This window comes from Virgibacillus carmonensis (assembly GCF_057836705.1).
In genome coordinates, this window is record NZ_JBYQFJ010000437.1 from 1 (window position 1) to 508 (window position 508).

General features: G+C 44.3%; 1 protein-coding gene. It reads right to left on the reverse strand.

Going from position 1 to position 508, the window contains the following annotated elements; all coding sequences use genetic code 11:
- The coding region (locus AC3G7N_RS22760; protein ID WP_489424361.1) for an FAD-dependent oxidoreductase at positions 1-508 on the reverse strand (508 nt) is incomplete at both ends.

A 508-nucleotide genomic window follows, 5' to 3' on the forward strand; every position in this document is an offset into this window, starting at 1 on the left:
GATTAACACACCGGTTATGGGGGCAAGCAATATCCCATTCCTGTAATGACCAGTAGCAATCAATAGCCCTGGAACGTGTGAGTGTTCGCTAATATACGGTAGCCCATCAGCAGTCTTGGGTCGAATACCGGACCATGCCTGTTCCCATGTGGCATCCTTTATAGCAGGAATGACCTTCTGAGCGTTCGCAATTAATTCCGATAAGCTTACTAGACTAACCGATTCGTCAAAGATCTCCGGCTTTTGGGTAGCACCAATAATTAACCTTCCGCCAGCCTTGGGAACAATATAACCCGAAGTAGAATAAATACTTGATGTTACCAATTGTCCCGAAATTTTAACCGAAAAGCATTCACCCTTTACCGGATGCCCTGGCAAAAAGATATTTACCTTCTTCGTCAGCTCCTGGCTCCAAGCTCCTCCAGCAACAACAACGTGTTCCGTAAAATAACTGTTGGTTTGCGTTTGCACACCAACAATACGATCATTTTCTTTGATAAAATCCTGA